Source organism: Pseudomonas sp. Sample_10, assembly GCF_004321495.1.
Taxonomy (GTDB): domain Bacteria; phylum Pseudomonadota; class Gammaproteobacteria; order Pseudomonadales; family Pseudomonadaceae; genus Aquipseudomonas.
This window is the reverse complement of the sequence record NZ_RCOE01000141.1, coordinates 1-17,704: the sequence shown is the minus strand read 5'-3', so window position 1 is coordinate 17,704 and position 17,704 is coordinate 1. Positions and strand designations below refer to the sequence as shown.

General features: G+C 59.3%; 16 protein-coding genes and 1 tRNA gene. 5 read left to right on the top strand and 12 right to left on the bottom strand.

Features of this window, described 5'->3' with window-relative positions:
- Positions 1-62: 62 nt before the first annotated feature.
- From D8U18_RS13465 to rluD, 4 genes are all read right to left on the bottom strand, one after another.
- A tRNA-Asn gene (locus D8U18_RS13465) sits at positions 63-138 on the bottom strand.
- Positions 139-438: 300 nt separating this feature from the next.
- Entirely contained in the window at positions 439-3,003 is a 2,565-nt protein-coding gene (clpB, locus tag D8U18_RS13460; RefSeq protein ID WP_056855647.1) for an ATP-dependent chaperone ClpB, read from the bottom strand.
- A gap of 130 nt (positions 3,004-3,133) precedes the next feature.
- Positions 3,134-3,859 (bottom strand): peptidoglycan editing factor PgeF, encoded by a 726-nt coding sequence (gene pgeF, locus D8U18_RS13455; RefSeq protein WP_056855648.1) that lies wholly within the window; start codon positions 3,857-3,859, stop codon positions 3,134-3,136.
- Entirely contained in the window at positions 3,856-4,818 is a 963-nt protein-coding gene (gene rluD, locus D8U18_RS13450) for a 23S rRNA pseudouridine(1911/1915/1917) synthase RluD (RefSeq protein WP_131107796.1), read from the bottom strand. The genes pgeF and rluD overlap by 4 nt, the downstream gene beginning before the upstream one ends.
- Before the next feature lie 151 nt (positions 4,819-4,969).
- Between rluD and D8U18_RS13445 the strand changes: the two genes are divergently transcribed.
- The 4 genes from D8U18_RS13445 (at position 4,970) to D8U18_RS13430 (ending at position 9,275) form a co-directional block, all read left to right on the top strand.
- Positions 4,970-5,992 carry an outer membrane protein assembly factor BamD gene (locus D8U18_RS13445; RefSeq protein WP_056855650.1) on the top strand — a complete coding sequence of 341 codons (1,023 nt, stop codon included), beginning with the start codon at positions 4,970-4,972 and terminating at the stop codon, positions 5,990-5,992.
- Positions 5,993-6,128: 136 nt separating this feature from the next.
- Positions 6,129-6,362 carry a PP0621 family protein gene (locus tag D8U18_RS13440; RefSeq protein ID WP_056855651.1) on the top strand — a complete coding sequence of 78 codons (234 nt, stop codon included), beginning with the start codon at positions 6,129-6,131 and terminating at the stop codon, positions 6,360-6,362.
- Positions 6,352-7,941 (top strand): ATP-binding protein, encoded by a 1,590-nt coding sequence (locus D8U18_RS13435; RefSeq protein WP_131107795.1) that lies wholly within the window; start codon positions 6,352-6,354, stop codon positions 7,939-7,941. The genes D8U18_RS13440 and D8U18_RS13435 overlap by 11 nt, the downstream gene beginning before the upstream one ends.
- Positions 7,942-7,943: 2 nt before the next feature.
- On the top strand, positions 7,944-9,275 hold the full coding sequence (locus D8U18_RS13430; protein ID WP_130905868.1) for a sigma-54 dependent transcriptional regulator: 1,332 nt from the start codon (positions 7,944-7,946) through the stop codon (positions 9,273-9,275).
- Between the two features lie 128 nt (positions 9,276-9,403).
- Here the strand turns inward: D8U18_RS13430 and thiO are convergent, their stop codons facing one another.
- From thiO to D8U18_RS13395, 7 genes are read right to left on the bottom strand one after another with little or no spacing between them, the layout of a single operon-like run.
- Positions 9,404-10,504, bottom strand: coding sequence for a glycine oxidase ThiO (gene thiO / locus D8U18_RS13425; protein WP_131107794.1), 1,101 nt, complete (start codon positions 10,502-10,504; stop codon positions 9,404-9,406).
- 53 nt (positions 10,505-10,557) lie between these two features.
- The gene (locus D8U18_RS13420) at positions 10,558-10,959 is read right to left on the bottom strand and encodes a type IV pilin protein (RefSeq protein ID WP_131107793.1); all 402 of its coding nucleotides are present in this window, start codon (positions 10,957-10,959) and stop codon (positions 10,558-10,560) included.
- A 14-nt stretch (positions 10,960-10,973) separates the two neighbouring features.
- Complete coding sequence (locus D8U18_RS13415) at positions 10,974-14,057, bottom strand: PilC/PilY family type IV pilus protein (RefSeq protein WP_131107792.1); 3,084 nt, start codon at positions 14,055-14,057, stop codon at positions 10,974-10,976.
- Positions 14,044-14,511 (bottom strand): PilX N-terminal domain-containing pilus assembly protein, encoded by a 468-nt coding sequence (locus D8U18_RS13410; RefSeq protein WP_130907843.1) that lies wholly within the window; start codon positions 14,509-14,511, stop codon positions 14,044-14,046. The genes D8U18_RS13415 and D8U18_RS13410 overlap by 14 nt, the downstream gene beginning before the upstream one ends.
- Before the next feature lie 11 nt (positions 14,512-14,522).
- Positions 14,523-15,236 (bottom strand): prepilin-type N-terminal cleavage/methylation domain-containing protein, encoded by a 714-nt coding sequence (locus D8U18_RS13405; RefSeq protein WP_131107791.1) that lies wholly within the window; start codon positions 15,234-15,236, stop codon positions 14,523-14,525.
- Positions 15,233-15,682, bottom strand: coding sequence for a type IV pilus modification protein PilV (gene pilV / locus D8U18_RS13400; RefSeq protein ID WP_056855659.1), 450 nt, complete (start codon positions 15,680-15,682; stop codon positions 15,233-15,235). The genes D8U18_RS13405 and pilV overlap by 4 nt, the downstream gene beginning before the upstream one ends.
- Positions 15,679-16,152 carry a GspH/FimT family pseudopilin gene (locus D8U18_RS13395; protein WP_130905862.1) on the bottom strand — a complete coding sequence of 158 codons (474 nt, stop codon included), beginning with the start codon at positions 16,150-16,152 and terminating at the stop codon, positions 15,679-15,681. Before D8U18_RS13395 ends, pilV begins: the two co-directional genes overlap by 4 nt.
- A gap of 130 nt (positions 16,153-16,282) precedes the next feature.
- Here D8U18_RS13395 and D8U18_RS13390 point away from each other — a divergent pair, with 130 nt between their 5' ends.
- Positions 16,283-16,840 carry a GspH/FimT family pseudopilin gene (locus D8U18_RS13390; protein ID WP_056855661.1) on the top strand — a complete coding sequence of 186 codons (558 nt, stop codon included), beginning with the start codon at positions 16,283-16,285 and terminating at the stop codon, positions 16,838-16,840.
- On the opposite strand, the gene ispH is transcribed toward D8U18_RS13390, so the two are convergent.
- Entirely contained in the window at positions 16,809-17,702 is an 894-nt protein-coding gene (ispH, locus tag D8U18_RS13385; RefSeq protein WP_241664326.1) for a 4-hydroxy-3-methylbut-2-enyl diphosphate reductase, read from the bottom strand. The genes D8U18_RS13390 and ispH overlap by 32 nt on opposite strands.
- Positions 17,703-17,704: the final 2 nt, after the last annotated feature.

Genomic DNA, 17,704 nt, shown 5'->3' with positions numbered 1-17,704 from the left:
TCCTGACATCCTGCTCCCAAAGCAGGCGCGCTACCGGACTGCGCTATACCCCGGTTTGAAATTGGCTCCGTGACCAGGACTCGAACCTGGGACCCAATGATTAACAGTCATTTGCTCTACCGACTGAGCTATCACGGAACTACATATTTCAATTTACAACATTGAAGCTTTACTGCGTTCTCTTCTACTCGTTCGCATCGCTGCGTTCGTGTGTCTGAGGCGCGCTATTCTACAATCTTCAGCACCTCTGTCAACCCCCTAAATTGCTTTCAAGTTAATGATTTGCAACTTATTTTGGATTCCTGCTTGGGGAGCAAGAACCCTGGCGGGTGACTGACTGCGGGGCGCACTTTACAAGCCTTTTCCTTTGAGTTCAACAGCCTAACGAAAAAAAGGCCTCGCAATGCGAGGCCTTTTCATTTTTGCTGCCGCCGAGGATCAGACGAAGACGATTTCGTCGTTTTCCACCACACCGTGGGCTGTGTCGCCTGGCATGAATCGGCCCGACAGAATCAGCTGTGCCAGCGGGTTCTCGATCCAGCGCTGAATCGCTCGCTTGAGCGGCCGAGCGCCATACACCGGGTCGTAACCCACCGCGATGAGCTTATCCATCGCTTCAGGGCTGAGCTCGAGTTTGAGCTCACGTTCAGTCAGACGACTACGCAGACGACCCAACTGGATCTCGGTAATGCCGGCGATCTGATCCCGCGCCAACGGTTCGAAGATCACCACCTCGTCGACCCGGTTGATGAACTCAGGCCGGAAGTGCGTGGAAATCGCATCCATTACCGCCGCACGCTGTGCTTCACGATCACCGACCAGTTCCTGGATCTGCACCGACCCCAGGTTGGAAGTCATGACGATCACAGTGTTCTTGAAGTCCACCGTGCGGCCATGGCTATCCGTCAGGCGACCGTCTTCAAGCACTTGCAGCAAGACGTTGAACACATCCGGGTGCGCCTTCTCGACTTCGTCCATGAGGATCACCGAGTAAGGCTTGCGACGCACCGCCTCGGTCAGATACCCGCCTTCTTCGTAGCCGACATAGCCTGGTGGCGCCCCGATCAAGCGAGCCACGGAATGTTTCTCCATGAATTCGGACATGTCGATCCGCACCATCGCCTCTTCAGTGTCAAAGAGGAACTCGGCCAGCGCCTTGCACAGCTCGGTTTTACCGACACCGGTAGGGCCGAGGAACATGAACGAGCCGCTCGGCCGGTTCGGGTCGGACAACCCGGCGCGGGAACGCCGTACCGCGTTGGAAACCGCGACCACCGCTTCGTCCTGGCCAATCACACGCTGGTGCAACAGGCTTTCCATCTTCATCAGTTTTTCGCGTTCGCCTTCGAGCATCTTCGACACCGGGATACCGGTCCACTTCGAAACGACTTCGGCGATCTCTTCTTCAGTCACCTTGCTGCGCAGCAACTGGTTTTCCGCTTTGCCATGCTGGTCGACCATTTGCAGGCTGCGTTCCAGATCCGGGATCACCCCGTACTGCAATTCCGCCATGCGGTTCAGGTCGCCCTTGCGGCGAGCGGTTTCCAGTTCCTGGCGGGACTGTTCGATCTTTTGCTGGATCTGCGCAGAACCCTGCACCTCGGCTTTTTCCGAATTCCAGATTTCTTCGAGGTCCGAGTACTCGCGCTCATGCCGAGCGATTTCTTCCTGGAGTTTTTCCAGACGTTTCTTCGCTGCGTCGTCGCTTTCTTTCTTCAGCGCCTGGGATTCCACCTTCAGTTGAATCAGGCGACGCTCGAGTCGGTCCAGCACTTCGGGCTTGGAATCGATCTCCATGCGGATGCGGCTGGCAGCCTCGTCGATCAGGTCGATGGCCTTGTCCGGCAATTGCCGGTCAGTGATGTAGCGATGACTGAGCTTGGCCGCCGCGATGATCGCACCGTCGGTGATCGCCACTTTGTGGTGAACCTCGTAGCGCTCTTTCAGGCCACGCAGGATGGCAATGGTGTCCTCTTCGCTCGGTTCGTCCACCAACACTTTCTGGAAGCGCCGTTCGAGAGCGGCATCCTTCTCTATATATTGGCGGTACTCATTGAGCGTGGTAGCGCCGACGCAATGCAATTCACCGCGCGCCAGGGCCGGCTTGAGCATGTTGCCTGCGTCCATCGAGCCTTCGCCCTTACCGGCGCCGACCATGGTATGCAGCTCGTCGATGAACAGAATGATCTGTCCTTCCTGCTTCGACAGTTCGTTGAGCAATGCCTTGAGCCGCTCTTCGAACTCACCGCGATATTTGGCACCGGCAATCAACGCCCCCATGTCCAGGGACAACAGGCGCTTGCCCTTGAGGCCATCCGGCACTTCACCATTGATGATGCGCTGGGCCAGGCCTTCGGCGATCGCGGTTTTACCCACGCCAGGCTCACCAATCAGCACCGGGTTGTTCTTGGTGCGGCGTTGCAGCACCTGAATCGTACGGCGGATTTCGTCGTCGCGGCCGATCACCGGATCAAGCTTGCCCTCTTCAGCACGCTTGGTCAGGTCGACGGTGTATTTGTCCAGCGCCTGACGCGCCTCCTCGTGGTTCGGGTCGTTGACGGCCTCGCCACCGCGCAGGTTGTTGATCGCGTTTTCCAAAGCCTTTTTGCTCACGCCCTGACCGAGCAACAGCTTGCCGAGCTTGCTGTTTTCGTCCATGGCGGCGAGCAGGACCAGCTCGCTGGAGATGAACTGGTCGCCCTTCTGCTGAGCCAGACGGTCAGCCTGGTTGAGCAGACGCGCCAGATCCTGCGACATATTGACGTCGCCGGTCGGGTTCTGGATTTTCGGCAGTTGGTCGAGCTCTTTGGTCAGCTCTTTACGCAGGCTGTTGACGTCGAAGCCCACCTGCATCAGCAGGGGCTTGATCGAGCCGCCCTGCTGTTCGAGCAAGGCCTGCATCAAGTGCGCCGGCTCGATGGCCGGATGATCGAGGCCGACGGCCAGGGATTGGGCATCGGACAACGCCAACTGCAATTTGCTGGTTAAACGGTCTATACGCATGGGTCACCTTCCTTTTGAGCAGGCCGGACCTATAAAACATCCTGAATGAAGAAACCTGCCAGATACCGTTATAGATGCGGTCGATTCTGGGAGTTTCAAGCATCAATACATTGATGCAGATCAGAGAAGCTTAGCGGGCGAGCCAGATCAAGGAGGCGAACCGACCGGTGCGAGGGGCCCGGCGGTAAGAATAGAAACGCGGGTCGGTCACGGTACAGAAACCGCCACCGTAGACAGCGGTGACGCCGCGAGCAGCCAGGCGCAGACGCGCAAGCCTATAGATGTCGGCCATGAACTTGCCGGGGTTTTGACTCGGCACGAAGGCTTCAGCCGCCTGCGGCAATTGCTGCACGAAGGTTTCGCGCACTTCCGGGCCGACTTCAAAGGCTTGCGGGCCAATGGCTGGACCGAGCCAGACCAATACTTCGGCAGGTGGCACCGCCAGACTGTCGAGGGTGGCTTCCAGCACGCCAGCCGCCAACCCGCGCCAACCGGCATGGGCTGCAGCAACGCGGGTACCGGCACGATCGCAAAACAGCGCAGGCAGGCAATCGGCGGTCATCGCCGCGCAGGCGACGCCCGGCGTTGAGGTCCAGCTGGCGTCAGCCGTGTCCACCCGGCCCGGATCGGCATGGGCCACGACAATGCCGTGGACCTGCTGCAGCCAGGCCGGTTGAATAGAGAAATGATCGGTAAGACGACGGCGATTTTCGGCGACGGCCTCAGGGCTGTCACCGACGTGATCGCCGAGGTTGAGGCTGTCGAACGGCGCCAGACTGACGCCGCCCGCACGGGTGGTCACACAGGCTTTGACCCCGGCCGGCGCGGGCCAGTCAGGAATCAGCCAGTCACTCATCCGATGAACGCCTCGCGGTCTTGCTTGAGCAGGGTCAGCAACCAGACGAAATCTTCCGGCAGCGGCGACTCCCAACTCATGCGCTCACCGGTCGTCGGGTGATCCAGCTCCAGGAACCGTGCATGCAGTGCCTGACGCGGGAAGTTTTTCAGCGACTCGACCATGGTCGGGTTGGCTGCCGGCGGAATCCGGAAACGACCGCCGTAGGCAGGATCTCCAACCAACGGGAAGTTGATGTGGGCCATGTGTACGCGAATCTGGTGCGTACGACCGGTCTCCAGCTTCACCCGCACGTGAGTGTGGGAGCGGAAACGCTCAAGCACGCGGTAGTGGCTGACGGCCTGCTTGCCCCCCTCCATTACCGCCATGCGCTGGCGCTGCTGGCCGTGGCGACCGATTGGCGCGTTGATCTTGCCGCCAGCCGTTACCACACCGATCACGATGCATTCATAGATGCGGCTGACGCTGCGGCTCTGCAACTGTGTAACCAGCTGCGTCTGCGCCTGAATGGTCTTGGCCACCACCATCAGACCGGTGGTGTCCTTGTCCAGGCGATGCACGATACCGGCGCGGGGCACATTGATGATGTCCGGCACGTGGTGCAGCAAGGCGTTGAGCAAGGTGCCGTCGGCATGGCCGGCAGCCGGGTGCACCACCAGGCCCGCAGGCTTGTTGATCACCAGGATGTCGTCGTCTTCATAGACGATGTCGAGCTCGATGTCCTGGGCGATCCATTCGCCCTGGGCTTCCTGCTCGGCAGTCAGCTCAAGGATGGCACCGCCATGCACAATGTCGCGCGGGCGGATCACCGCCCCGTCCACAGTCAGGCGACCTTCTTTGATCCAGGCGGAAAGGCGCGAGCGTGAGTGCTCAGCGAAGAGTTGGGCGGCGACTTGATCGAGGCGTTGGCCGCCCAATTCGGACGGCACCTCTGCGCGAAGTTCAATTTTATCGGACATGCTCAGACTAGGCGTCGGCACAGCCTTTGGTTTCGGCTGCGCGCTTGTGGTTAAATACGGCGTCTTTTGCCCCGAGGCTATTCAACGGGGCGCTCATCATAACAGGACGGCCACGCCCAAGACAGCGGCCGTCATAGGGACGCAAGCCGCCATGCAAGTGAAACACCTGCTGCTGATCGCCATCCTCGCATTGACCGCTGCTTGCTCATCGAAGGAAGTCGTAGACGAAAACCTGAGTGAAGTCGAGTTGTACCAACAGGCTCAAGCCGACCTGGACAACAACAGCTACACCAGCGCCACCGCCAAGCTGAAGGCTCTGGAATCGCGTTATCCGTTCGGTCGTTATGCCGATCAGGCTCAACTCGAGCTCATCTACGCCAACTACAAGAACGCGGAACCCGAGGCTGCAAAAGCCGCTGCGGAGCGTTTCATTCGTCTGCATCCGCAGCACCCGAATGTCGATTACGCTTATTACCTCAAGGGCCTGACTTCTTTCGACCAGGACGTTGGTCTGCTGTCGCGCTTCCTGCCGCTGGACATGACCAAGCGTGACCCGGGTGCCGCGCGCGACTCCTACAACGAGTTCGCCCAGCTGACCAGCCGCTTCCCGAACAGCCGCTACTCGCCTGACGCCAAGCAGCGCATGATCTACCTGCGCAACCTGCTGGCAGCCTACGAAATCCACGTTGCCGACTATTACCTGACCCGTCAGGCCTATGTCGCTGCGGCAAACCGTGGGCGCTATGTGGTGGAAAACTTCCAGGAAACCCCATCGGTCGCCGACGGCCTGGCGGTGATGACCGAGGCCTACCAGCGTCTGCATCTCGACGAACTGGCCGCCACCAGCCTTGAAACCCTGAAACTCAACTACCCGAACCACCCATCGTTGGTGGACGGTCAGTTCGTACCGTCGGTTGACGAAGCCGACAACCGTTCGTGGCTGAGCAAGGCCACCCTGGGCCTGATCGAATCCCGTCCGCCGCTGCCGCCGGGAGAAACCCGCGCCAACCAGGACGTGCAGAAGCAGTTCCAGGACGCGAAGGATGCCATTCCGAACGAACTCAAGCCTAAAGACGCAGATGGCGAAGTGATCGAGGAAGAGGAACACGAAGCTGAAGGCAACAACGAAGACCGTTCGTGGTTCAGCTACATGACCTTCGGCGTGTTCGACTGACACGACCGGCGGTACAAAAGGGAGACGCTTGAGTCTCCCTTTTTTATTGGGTTTTTTTTGTGGTTGGCGAATGCGCTGTGCGCCTGTCATGTCCCCGGCTAAACTGCCTGTTCATCAGCCAATAAAGCAGCTCATCATGCTTCGTATACTCTTCTGGATCGCCGTGATTGCCGCCGCGGTGTGGTTCTGGCGCAAGTACAAGGGCCAGGCCTCCTCTCCCAAATCCAATGCCGAGCTGGAAGCAGCGCCAATGGTCCGTTGTGCTCATTGCGGTGTGCACCTGCCACGCGATCGCGCACTGAACCTTCAACAACAGTGGTATTGCAGCCAGGCTCATCTTGAGCAAGGCCCCGGTTCCAGTGATCGCTGAGGCATCCAGTCACAGCGACAAGCAGGCCCAGCGCCTGCTGCGCCTCTATCATCTCTACCGTTTAAGCGTCGGCATCATCCTGGTGCTGCTGATCTCCAGCAACATGGATAACCGGTTGCTGACGTCAGCCAACGACGATTTACTGCGCATTGGCAGTTGGTTGTACCTGGTGCTGAATATTGTGCTGGTGGTCTTCTTCGAGAACACCCGTCGACCGGCACAACTGTTCAGCCTGGCACTGCTCGATATCTTTCTGCTGTGCGGCCTGTTCTACGCCGGCGGCGGTGTGGCGAGCGCCATCGGCAACTTGCTGATCGTCTCGGTGGCCATCAGCAATACCTTGTTGCGAAGGCGCATCGGCCTGTTGATTGCCGCCCTCGCAGCGATCGGCATCGTCGGTTCAAGCTTGCTGTTGAATTTCAGCCATCGCGCCAGTCCCAACGACTATTTGCAAGTCAGTACCCTCGGCGCCCTGTGTTTTGCCGCAGCGTTGCTGGTACAGGGCCTGGCCCGACGCCTGGAAGTCAGCGAAACGCTGGTGGAGCAGAAGGCCAGCGAAGTCATCGGCCTCGAAGCACTCAACGCGCTGATCCTGCAACGCATGCGCACCGGCATCCTGGTGCTCGACGATCAGCGCCGAGTGCAATTGGCCAATCACAGCGCCTTGACCCTGCTGGGTTTTGATCGCCTTGAAGGCCGACTGATCGACGAGCTCCTACCGTCGCTCGTCGAGCGTCTGCACCTGTGGCTCAACAACCCGACGCTGCGCCCCCAGAGCCTTAAAATCGCCAGCAGCGGCATGGAGCTGCAACCCAGTTTCATTGCCCTGGACCCGAGCCCACAACACCAGACCCTGGTTTTTCTCGAAGATATCGCGCAAATCGCCCAACAAGCCCAACAAATGAAACTCGCCGCCCTTGGCCGCCTGACCGCCGGTATCGCCCATGAAATACGCAATCCGCTGGGCGCCATCAGTCACGCCGCACAGCTATTGCGAGAATCAGAGGAACTGAACAGCGCCGATCAACGTCTGACGCAGATTATTCAAGACCACTCTCAACGAATGAATCGGGTAATCGAAAACGTCCTGCAAATGTCCCGCCGCCAACAAACCGTGGCGCAGCGCCTCGACCTGAAGCCGTGGCTGCAACAGTTCGTCACTGAAATTCGCGAGGCCGCGACCGAGCGTCAGCGGATACACCTGAACATCGGCCCCGGCGACTTCAAGACGTTGATGGACCCGGACCAATTGCACCAGATCATCGACAACCTGATACGCAACGCCTGGCGCCACAGCGCGCAAAACCACGACCTGGCGCAAGTCTGGCTTGAATTGTTCATTGATCCCGACAGCCAGTTGCCGATCCTCGAAGTGCTCGATGACGGGGCCGGTGTGACGCCGGACCATCAGGCGCAACTGTTCGAACCGTTTTTCACCACCAGCCACCAGGGCACCGGCCTTGGGCTGTATCTGTCCCGTGAGTTGTGCGAAAGCAACCAGGCACGCCTAGACTTCAAACCACGCCAAGGCGGCGGCTGCTTTCGCATCACCTTTGCTCACGGACGGAAACAAAGTTGAATATGAGCCCACGGCAAAAAGTCCTGATCGTCGACGACGAACCGGACATCCGCGAACTCCTGGAAATCACCCTGGGTCGGATGAAACTCGATACCTACAGTGCGCGTAACGCGAGCGAGGCCCTGGCCCTGCTCAATCGCGAAACATTCGATCTGTGCCTGACCGACATGCGCCTGCCCGATGGCACCGGCCTGGAGCTGGTGCAGCACATCCAGCAACGTTATCCACAGATCCCGGTGGCCATGATCACGGCGTATGGCAACGTTGATACGGCAATCAACGCGCTCAAGGCCGGCGCTTTCGACTTTCTGACCAAACCGGTGGATCTCAACCGCTTGCGGGAACTGGTCAACAGCGCCCTGCTCCTGCCCTCTCCTGGCGTCGCCATCGACCGACGGTTGTTGGGCGATTCGTTGCCCATGCGCAACTTGCGCAAGCAGATCGACAAATTGGCGCGCAGCCAGGCTCCGGTGTACATCAGCGGCGAATCCGGTAGCGGCAAGGAGTTGGTGGCGCGGCTGATCCATGACCGTGGCCCACGTGCCAACCAACCCTTTATCCCGGTCAATTGCGGAGCGATCCCGTCGGAACTGATGGAAAGCGAGTTTTTCGGGCATCGCAAAGGCAGCTTCAGCGGCGCCATCGAAGACAAGCCCGGCCTGTTCCAGGCTGCGCATGGCGGCACGCTGTTCCTCGACGAGGTGGCTGACCTGCCGCTGCCAATGCAGGTCAAACTGCTGCGGGCGATCCAGGAAAAAGCCGTACGCAGCGTCGGCGGCCAGCAGGAAGAGGTGGTCGATGTGCGCATTCTTTGCGCCACGCATAAAGACCTTGGTGGCGAAGTCGCCGCGGAACGCTTTCGCCAGGACCTCTACTACCGTTTGAACGTGATCGAGCTACGAGTGCCGCCCCTGCGCGAACGCCGCGACGACATCGAGCCATTGGCCAGCCACGTACTCAAACGGTTGGCAGCCGATACGGGGCAAGCGCCGGCAAAACTGCACCCGCAAGCACTCGAGGCACTGAAAAATTACCGTTTCCCCGGTAATGTGCGGGAACTGGAAAACATGCTCGAACGAGCGCACACCCTCTGCGAAAACAAACAGATCGAGGCAGGCGACCTGCGATTGGCCGAGGGTAATTGCACGCCTGAGGGCGGGGTGCCGGATCTGACGCAAATCGACAATCTGGAAATGTATCTGGAAAACGTCGAGCGCCAGCTGATTCTTCAGGCACTGGAAGAAACCCGCTGGAACCGCACGGCGGCGGCTCAGCGGTTGAATCTTTCATTCAGGTCGATGCGTTACAGGCTGAAAAAATTAGGGTTGGATTGAGGGCCCCCATCGCGGGCAAGCCCGCTCCCACAGTTTTTGCGTCGAACACAAAATCGAGAACTCCCCGCTTCACTGTGGGAGCTGGCTTGCCCGCGATGGCAATCTGACAAGCAACTAATTCCTGACGGTCAAATCCGCCCGGACGGAGCATACGGCGCCGGGTCGATAATCGGATCGCGATCCAACATCACATCGGCAAACAACTGGCACGACGCTGGCGCCAGCACCAGCCCATTGCGGAAATGCCCGCAGTTGAGCCACAAGCCTTCAAACCCGGGCACCCGGCCAATGTAGGGAATACCTTGGGGCGAACCCGGGCGCAAACCGGCCCAATGCCCGACCACTTCGGCATCCGCCAACGCCGGGATCAGCTCAATCGCCGAGGCCTTGAGGCTCTCCAGCGCCGATTCGGTTGGCGTCTTGTCGTAGCCTTCATACTCCAGCGTACTGCCAATCAGAATGTGCCCGTCGCGTCGGGGAATCGCGTAACGCCCCTTGGCCAGCACCATGCTCGGCAGAAAATCCGCCGCGCACTTGTAGAGAATCATCTGCCCTTTCACCGGCTCGACCGGCAACTCCAGGCCCAGGCTCTTGAGCAAATCACCGCTCCAGGCACCCGCGGTCAAGACCACTTGATCGCCATGAATCGCACCGCCAGAAGTCTGCACACCGACGACTTTTTCGCCTTCGCGAATAAAACCACTGACCGCGCACTGCTCATGAATCGTCACGTTCGGCAGTGCCTGTAGCGCTGCCTTGAGCGATTTCACCAAACGCGGATTGCGTACATTGGCTACATCAGCCATGTAGATGGCCCGGGAAAAACCACCGCCCAGCACCGGCACCGCATCGTGCGCCGCCGAGATATCCACAGCCCGCAACGGACGATTCTCCCGCACTGCCCAGGCCAGCGCCTCGGCCTCGTCATCCAGATCGAGCCAATACAGACCGGTGGTATGCACCTCTGGATCGACCCCGGTGGCAGCAAACAAGCGCTCACCCAGCTGTGGATAAAAGTCCTGGGACCAATGAGCCAGCGCGGTAACTGCCGGGTTGTAACGCCATGGATAGAGCGGCGAAACAATGCCGCCACCCGCCCAGGACGACTCCTGACCGACATTCGAACGGTCCAGCAGCACAACGCTCTGCACTTCGGACGCGAGATTGAATGCCGTCAGCAGGCCGATTACCCCGCCACCGACAATCACCACTTGCTGTTGCCTGTTCATATTGTGATCCAACCGATAAATAGACAGTGGACGCAAAAGGCGCCCGAAAAACCTCAGCGACCCCAGCAGTCCTTGGTGGTCAGGCCGGCCGTGGCGTTGACCATGCCGCGCACGCCTGTATTAGTGATCGTGAAATCACCGCACTTGTCGGTCGCCATGGCTGTACCGGCCTTGCGCACCGCCGTCAGCAGGAAAGTCTGGTCGGTCAGGGTCGACGTGATGGTGTAGTAATCATTGCCAGGGCTCAGGCCGGCAACGCCGGTATACACATTCTTTTGTGTATAGAAACGCTCGAGAATCTGCGCCTGCTCGGAAAGCAGGCCGGCCACTTCGGCACGACGGCCCTTCTTCAGGTACTCGGTGAAACTGGGTGCAGCGATGGTCATGACAATCCCGATGATCGCAATCACGATCATGATTTCGATCAGGGTAAAACCGCGGTTGAATCTGTGCATGCCTCAACTCTCACTTACTGTATTTGTCGCCACATGATGCGACGGCTGCCACCGCCGGATTTTTCCACCAGCGTGGTAATGCCGCCACTGGAATCGTTCACCACTTTGCGTGTCCCGCCATTGACGATGGCGTTCAAGGTCGGATTGCCTCCGGTGAAAATCACACCCGCGGACACGGTATCGTTGCTGTCGACCACGCCGTCGCTATTGGTGTCGAGCACCGCATAGTTGAGCATCTTACCGCTGAACGCATCGAGTTCGACCAGTTTGCCGGTGCCGAAACTCGCGCACGGGTCAGTGGTGTCGACACTGGCCGTGGTAAAGACGATCCGACCCAGTATCAGATTGGCCTGATTGATCACCCGTTCACCGGTCAACACGTTGTTGTACACCAATGGCAGGTACCAGCCCTTTTCCGCTGGATAAGTCACCTCGTTCTGGCTGGTGGTGATGAACTGACCTGAGCTACCCGAGAACACACCCGTCACCGCCTGAGCCTGCAAGCTCGAGGTGGTGATCTGCCCGGAACCACCGTCCGCATCCCACACCGCGTAGAACGCCTGCAAATCCTTGTTGGTCTTGTCCGCCGTTTCGTTGAATTTTCCGCTGCCGAAAAATACCACTTTGCCACCCAGCGAGTTATCCGCCAGCAAGGGTTGCGCGGTGATTGGCTGGGTCGCCCCACCCGCAGCGGTGAACAACGGCTTGCCGGAAAACGCCACGCCCCAGGTGTCGGTAGAAGTACCGCTCAAGTCAAACTTCCACAGCCGCCCCTTCAAATCCCCGCCATAAGCGGCCTGCACCACGTTCTGCGAGTTGACCCTGAGCTTCACCGAGGACAAACCGTTGCTGGTCTCGCTGCCGTCGACGACGATTTTCTTGATCAGCGAGCCGTCGCGGACATCCACTACGTACAGGGCTGCGACCCCGGAGTTGCTGCCGTAGCCGTTGGAAATGAACGCAGCCCAACGACCGTCGGCCAAGCGTGCCACTTCCGGACGGGCGTAGGCATAACCCAGATCATTGAAAGCGTTTGCGGTGTTTGCGCTGGTCGGCGCGCTGATTTCCCACAACGCTCTGGTCGCATTGCCCGCCGAGGCATCGAACAGTTGCAAGGCGTAGAAGGTCCGCCCTCCCGCCCCGGTGCCACCGAGCGCCAGGGTTTTCCAGGCGCTGTTGAGTTGGGCATCGAACACGCCCAGCTGCCCGTCCACCAGGAACTTGTGGCTGACGCCGTTGATGTAGCCGGTATCGGCGATGTAGCGCAGCGACGGCAACACACTCGACGGCATGTAGGCGTAGCGTCGTGCGCCGCTGGTGGAGTTGATGACGTTAACGAAACCGTCGTTGGCGTTGACCACCAGGCTGGCATTCATGTTGGCCGCTTTGGTGGCCAGATAAGCGCTGTAGGTGCTGTCGCCGGAAAGGTCGGAGGCGGTTTTGTCCGTTGGTGACGCCAGGACCAGCGGCGAGTTGATGATATCCCCCAGCAACACACTGCGTACTTTCAACCCGGTCTTGTTGGTGCCCTTGCTCCACTCCACCAGATCGCTGCCGGTGATACCGCTGGGCAGGCCTTGATTGAGGGTGGTTTGTTGGGCTGTGGAGAAGTTGGCATAGGCCAACGTCACGACGGTGTTGGTTTGACTGTTCCAGGACTGATAGGTCGGCGCCGTGGCGCCAGGCACGATGGCCGTGTCGGTGGTCCACTGCACCGCACTGGTGTTGACCGTGCCACTGGCGGTGAAGCCGTAGGACTTGATGGTGCCGCGCCAATCCTTGGGGTCATAGCTGGTTTGAAAGAAGCTGCTACCGCTGCCGAGAATCGTCCCACTGGTCACGCCACTGCCACCGGACCCCGCCTTGGAAGTGATTTCGCTCAGCGCGGAGGACAGCGCGGCATTCAGTCCGGTGCTGTCGGTAGCCTGATAGTACTTGCCCTGACCGTAGTTGGCAGCATCCGACAGCATCTGGTTCGCCGCGGTGAAACCCACGGTGTAGGTGTTCATGTTTTGCTTGGGGAAATCTGTCGCGTTCCAGCTTTTGCCGGCCAGATCGGTTCCGGTGGAGCGCATGTCGATGTCGAAGGCGAATTTGGCGATGTCGTCCAGATAGAGGGTGTCGCCCTCGCCGTCACCGCTGAGGTTGTCACCGTCGTTGGCGCTGTTGCCGTCCCAGTTCGGCAGACGAGTGCCACCCAGCGGATCGTTGGTGGGAAACGTCCGGTCGTAGGTGGGCAAACCGTCGGTAATGACCACCCCGTAGTTCTTCTGGCAGCGATACTGGATCGGGCTGGTATAGGTCGCCGGCGTGGAGTTGTAGTACGGCGCCATGCCGCGCATGTATCGCGTCACTTCGTAATAGGCTTCCGCCAACGGTGTGTTGGCCACGGCACTCAAGCCATTGATCGAGGAAATCAGCGCGTTGTAGTTGGCATCCACCGACAGATCGCTGACCGCCCGGGCAATGTAGCCACCGTTGCCCGGGTTATTACTGATGGGGGAATTGAACGTCGCAAGTCCGATACGCAATGAGCGATTGCTGGTGACCAGATTCTTCGAGACATCCTGAGCGACGCTGATCCGATACTCATCGGGAATTGCATTGGCGCCCGAGGTAAAATCCCGGCTCGAACCGTTGGCCAGCCCCAACAGATACGCCAGATAGTTTGCGGTATACCGGGTGTTTTCATTGCCGACCGGGTCGGGCAATCTCAGGCAAATCGGCGTCAGCCCGAGAAAGCCTCGATAGAAACCGTACCAATTGCCGTTGTTCGGGCAACCGCCCCGGTTCAGGCTCGACAGGGAAATATTGGTGTCGCTCATGTCCAGGTTCTGGCCACTGAGGCATGACGAGTTGGAACCGCAGATCGCGATCTGTGCACGATTGACCGTGGGATCGAATCCCGGCGCCCAGATGATGTTATTCATGCTCCCTGAATCGTCGATCATCAACATCACATTCGGCGCGACCGCTGCGGCGCTTAGCAACGGTGAGTCCGACGGCGTAAAGGCATAGACCGGCGCCGCCAGATACAGGCCCAAAACAGCACCGCAAATTAACTGCCAATGCCGCGTGCGCCTTTCAGTACTTCGCATAAATGCTCTCCACCACACTGCGCGAGTTGCCCGCGATGCCCACGGCAGTTACCCGGTACAAGGTTGCCGAGGTGTTGCTCGGCACGTTCACCGCCGTCAGGGTGGTGCCGATGTTTTGCACCCCGTAAAAGCCATTGCCCGAAGCGATCCAGGTCACCCCTGAGGTTGAATTGAAACCGGCAGCCTTGATGGTCGATGACTCGGCCGGCGGCGCACATTGGCTGGTGCCGCTGCACACTGCCAGTGTGAAGCTCTCGAGTTGCACTGCGCTTTCACCCACGCGCAACGCCGCTTCGGCGGTCTGGAATGACTGATTGCGCAGGCTTACGCTGCCGGCCATTTTTTCTTGCAAGGTGGCGTTCTGCATCGATGAAATGCCGATTAGCGTCAGCAATAGCAAGAAAACCAGGCTGACCAGCAATGCCATGCCGCGCTGGGCGTGAAACGCCATCATTTGTCCCCCGCTCATGGCAGTCGGTTGCGCAACGCGGCAACCACGTTGAAGGTTTGGTTACTGACCCGGTTGTTCGGATCGGTGAGGGTCAAACTCAATCGCACGCTGCGGATGCGTGCCGGGTCGGACGGGTTGCTGCTGTAACTGGAAGCCGACGAGTCGGCAGCAGAGCTGGCAAGGCCAAAGCTCACATTGAAGGCGCTGACGTTGTCCACCAGGACCTGCTGGGCCGGCGTGCCTCGGCCTACACCCATGGTCAACTGGCCGTTCTTCAAGCTGTAGATCAACCGTCGAATCGGGAATGCCAACTGCCCCGAAGCCGGTGCGCGCAGGTCGCTGTATGCCGTTGCAGTGTTTCGACAGTCGGATATCACCGTCCAGGTCGGCGCCCCGCCGCTGCCTCCGACATCCGCCGTTACCAGAGTCAGTTTGAGGTTGGCGTTATCCCAACTGATCGGTGTGATTTGCGCCGCGTTGAAATCACCCGGCGTACTGGCGTCCGTGATCGTCCCCAGACAACCAAACATGCCCACCATGCGGATTTCCTGGATCATCTTGCTCAGCACGAAACGCGCGTCTTCCTGCATCGCAGCGGCGGCGTTCTGGCTGATGTAGGTGTTTTTCGACGCGATGAAAATCTGCACCACGCCCAGGACCACCACCAGACTCAAAGCCAGGGCGACCAGCAATTCGATCAGGCCGAAGCCTCTTTGCCGGCGGTTCATGGCGTCGATACCGGGTCAACGGTGGCACGACTGGTGAGGACGAAACTGCGACGTGCATTGGCGCTATTGGCGGCCCTGGAGTCATCCCAAGTGATGGTGATGGTATAAACCCGCTGATTGAGTGCGATGCTGCCCGTGGCGGTGGGACCGCCGAAATTGACGATATTGCTGGTGAAGTCGTACAGGTCCTGGTCCCGGGCTACGTTGAGGTTGCCGGAAGTCGGAGGTGTCACGGTGTAATCGGCAGCGGAGTTGGCGCGGATACGGTCCATCATGTCGTAGGCGATGAAACTGGCCTGGCTGGTCATCCGCGCACTGTCGGTGTATTTCAGCGCATTCAATTGAAAAGCTGCCGCCCCCAACAGACCGACGCTCAATATCAACAACGCAACCAGAACTTCGATCAATGTCATGCCGTCCTGTGCATGCTTGCTCCATGGCCTCATCCGCAATTTCCACCCAATAGAATTCGTCCGTTCAAACACACATTCAGCGTCCTGCTTTGCGACCCCAGCACATAACTGATCACCACCGCCGTGGACGATGACGCCAGCCCGCCCAGATTGTTGAAATCAATGGGGGTCACCCCTGAGGTTAGCGTCAGAGTCGCTCCGCTGCTCATCGCTGGAACAACCCGCAATACATTGGCCGCAGTGCCAGTACCGTCATAAACCGCTAACTCTCCGGTCCAGACGCCGTCGCCTGCCTTGGGCCGCAGCCGCGTCGTCACGCCTCGGTCGATGGCCTCGAGGCGAGCGAAATTCAGACTGCGTTGCAGGTCGCCGATTTCAGTGTCGGCCTTTGTCGTTTGGGCCGAGCGGGTAAACGCCGGGACGGCCAAAGTGATCAGCACCAGAAAGATCCCCAGCGCGATCAACAACTCGACCAGCGTGAAACCTTTTGAATGATGTTGCATCGGTGCCCTCCGTTGCCGTCGGCTATACCTGCAATTACACGCTAGAACATTCCACCGCCCCAGCGCGGTAGATTTGCCATCAGTCGCGCAGGGAGCGCACAGATCACGCCACTCCAGGGAGGGAGATATCATGCGCCAGCACGGTTTCAGCCTGATTGAACTGCTTATGGGACTGACGATTGTCGGGATTGTTCTACATTTGGTCAGTCCGGCATTCGCGGCAGTTACCGAATCGAACCTTCGCGAGCAGGCTGCGCAGTCGCTGTACAGTGACATCCGCACCGCCAGAACCGAGGCGATCGCCCGCCATCAGAGCGTGATGATTCATTCCATCAACGGTGACTGGGGCCAGGGTTGGCGAATCATTCTGGATATCAGTGGCAAGGGGCACAAAGACCCCGGCAATCCGCTGCTGGTCGAGCGTCAAAGCGCCACGCCGATGCCGATCGTCGGTAACCGACCTGTCAGCCAGTTCGTGCGTTTCAGCCATCTGGGCGAACCACAGTTCGCCCAGGGAGAATTTCAGGCGGGGACATTACATGTTTGCGCTGCGCGCGAAGCGGTCAGTCAGTATCAGGTGGTACTGGCGCCGAGCGGACGCGTCAGCCTGCGCAGCGCGAAGGCTGAGCAAGCGTTGTGCGCAGAAGGAAAAACGCTTAAAGCAGGGAGCGGACGCGCAGCTCTTTAGGCATGGAGAACGTGATGTTCTCCTCACGACCGGCCAGCTCATCGGCACCGGTAGCGCCCCAGGCCTGCAACTGCTGGATCACGCCGCGCACCAGCACTTCCGGTGCAGAGGCGCCAGCCGTAATGCCGATACGTTCGACACCGTCAAACCAGCTCTTTTGCAGGTCTTCAGCACCATCAATCAGATAGGCCGGGGTCGACATGCGTTCGGCCAGCTCACGCAGGCGATTGGAGTTCGAGCTGTTGGGGCTGCCGACAACCAACACCACATCGCATTCGTCGGCCAGTTGCTTGACCGCATCCTGACGGTTTTGCGTGGCGTAGCAGATGTCGTCCTTGCGTGGCCCACCGATGGCCGGGAAACGCGTACGCAGGGCATCGATGACGCGACTGGTATCGTCCATGGACAAGGTTGTCTGGGTCACGAACGCCAGTTTCTCGGGGTTATGCACTTGCAGCGCGGCGACATCCTTTTCGTCTTCGACGAGGTAGATCGCGCCACCATTGCTGGCATCGTACTGGCCCATGGTGCCTTCGACTTCCGGGTGCCCGGCGTGGCCGATGAGGATGCATTCGCGACCGTCGCGGCTGTAGCGTGCGACTTCGATGTGCACCTTGGTCACCAGCGGGCACGTGGCATCGAATACTTTCAGGCCCCGGCCGGCAGCTTCGGTGCGTACCGCCTGGGAAACACCGTGGGCACTGAAGATCACGATCACGTCGTCCGGTACCTGATCCAGCTCCTCGACAAAGATCGCGCCACGGTTGCGCAGGTCTTCGACGACAAATTTGTTGTGGACCACTTCATGGCGCACATAGATCGGCGGCCCGAAGACTTCCAGGGCGCGGTTGACGATTTCGATCG